Below are 2369 nucleotides of genomic sequence, written 5' to 3' on the forward strand. Positions count from 1 at the left end.
GTTCCTGTCGCCGCGCCGGGATGTCGCCGCGCTGATGCAGATGCCGTCGCTGCCGTCGATCCAGGTGGTGGCGCAGCCGGAGCTGAAACTCGCGGGCCTGCGCATCAATCCGAAAACCTTCTCTGACAGCCGCTTCAGCTTCGGCCAGAAGCTGTGGTTGATGAATGTGGCTGACGGCAAGGAGCGGCAGATCAGCGGGTTGCCGGCCTCGCTGTCGATCGCCAGCCTGACGTGGTCGCCGGACCAGAAGTGGCTGGCCTTCAACCAGGTCGATGCCGCTACCGGGGCCAATGAGCTGTGGCTGGTGGACGTGGCTGGCGGCAGCGCCCGTCGCCTGGTCGCCGGCCTGAACACCGTTCTGGGCACTGGCTACCAGTGGTTGCCGGACAGCCGTGGCCTGGTGGTGTTCACCCGCCCGAGCAACCTTGGCGCCGCCCCGGCTGCAGATGGCATCCCGACCGGTCCGGCCGTGCAGCAGACCAGCCAGGGCGGTGGCGTGGTGTCCATCCGCACCTACCAGGACCTGCTGAAGAACGAGGCCGACGCGCGCCAGTTCGATTACTACGCCACCACCCAACCGATGGAAGTGGGCCTGGACGGGCAGAGCCGTGCCATCGGTGCGGCCGGCATCTTCATGGGTTTTGCGGTGTCGCCCGACGGCCGTTTCGTGCTCAGCCAGCCGGTGCAGCGTCCGTACTCCTACGTGGTGCCGCTGAGCAGCTTCCCGCGCCGCATCGAAGTGCTCGACCGCAGCACCGGCAAGCTGGTGCATACCGTGGCCGTACGGCCGCTGGTGGAAGGCCTGCCGACCGGCAACGATGCCGAAGTGACCGGCGTGCGTGACATCAGCTGGCGCGGCGATGCCGATGCCACCCTGGTCTGGGCCGAAGCGCAGGATGGTGGCGACCCGAACAGGGAAGCCAAGGTGCGCGATGCGGTGTTCATGCAGGCCGCACCATTCGACACGCCGCCGGTGACCCTGGCCCAGCTCGGCAGCCGCTATGCCGGCATCAGCTGGGGCCGCGGCGACCTGGCCCTGCTCAACGAATCGTGGTGGAAGACCCGCCGCAGCAAGACCTGGCTGATCGCACCGGACAACGCCAGCGCCGATGCCAGGCTGCTGTGGGATCGCGACGCGCAGGACCGCTACGCCGATCCGGGCCGCCCGCTGATGGCCAGTGATGATCGCGGCCGCTCGCTGCTGCAGACCACCGCTGATGGCGGCAGCCTGTACCTGGCCGGTGCCGGTGCATCGCCGGAAGGCGACCGTCCGTTCGTTGATCGCTTCGACGTGGCCAGCGGCAAGGCAACCCGCCTGTTCCATTCGCAGGCACCGACCTACGCCGCGCCGGTAACGCTGCTGGATGCGCAGGCCAGTTCGCTGCTGATCAGCCGCGAGAGCCCGGACGAGCCGACCAACTTCTACGTGCAGTCGCTGGCCGACACCAACGCCGCACCGCGTGCGCTGACTCATTTCGCCCATCCGCTGCCGCAGCTGAAGGGCGTGCAGAAGGAGCAGATCCGCTACAAGCGCAAGGACGGCGTGGACCTGACCGCGACCCTGCTGCTGCCGCCGGGCTACGACCCCAAGCGCGATGGTCCGCGGCCGCTGCTGATGTGGGCCTACCCGGGTGAGTTCAAGAGCGCGGCGGCCGCCAGCCAGGTGACCGATTCGCCGTACCGCTTCAACGCCATCAGCTACTGGGGCCCGCAGGCGTTCCTGGCCAAGGGCTATGTGGTGCTGGCCAGCCCGTCGATGCCGATCATCGGCGAAGGCGACAAGGAGCCCAACGACACCTACATCGAACAGCTGGTGGCCAATGCGCAGGCAGCGGTGGCCGAGGTGGTGCGGCGTGGCGTGACCGACCGCGAGCACATCGCCATCGGTGGCCACTCCTACGGTGCGTTCATGACCGCCAATCTGCTCGCGCACACCCGCCTGTTCAAGGCCGGTATCGCGCGCAGCGGCGCCTACAACCGCACGCTCACCCCGTTTGGTTTCCAGGCCGAAGAGCGCAACTACTGGCAGGCGCAGGACGTGTACCAGAAGATGGCGCCGTTCAATTACGCCGACAGGATCAAGGATCCGATCCTCTTCATCCACGGCGTGGACGACAACAACTCGGGCACCTTCCCGATGCAGAGCGAACGCATGTTTGCCGCAGTGAAGGGGCTGGGCGGCACCGCCCGCCTGGTGATGCTGCCGAACGAGTCGCATGCCTACCGCGCACGCGAATCGATCATGACGATGCTGGCCGAAAGCGAGCGCTGGCTGGAGCAGAACCTCGGCCCGGTGCAGCAGGGCAAGGCCAAGAAGACGCGCTGACCAGTGCTGGTAGTGCCGGCCGCTGGCCGGCAACCTCATGGAC

At 67.5% G+C, this 2369-nt stretch carries 1 protein-coding gene; it reads left to right on the forward strand.

Features of this window, described 5'->3' with window-relative positions:
• Positions 1 to 2326: S9 family peptidase (locus tag AB4Y84_RS19580; RefSeq protein WP_442250713.1), on the forward strand; the 2326-nt coding region annotated here is incomplete at its 5' end.
• Positions 2327 to 2369: the final 43 nt, after the last annotated feature.

Source organism: Stenotrophomonas sp. 2YAF22 (genome assembly GCF_052114665.1).
Taxonomy (GTDB): domain Bacteria; phylum Pseudomonadota; class Gammaproteobacteria; order Xanthomonadales; family Xanthomonadaceae; genus Stenotrophomonas; species Stenotrophomonas indicatrix.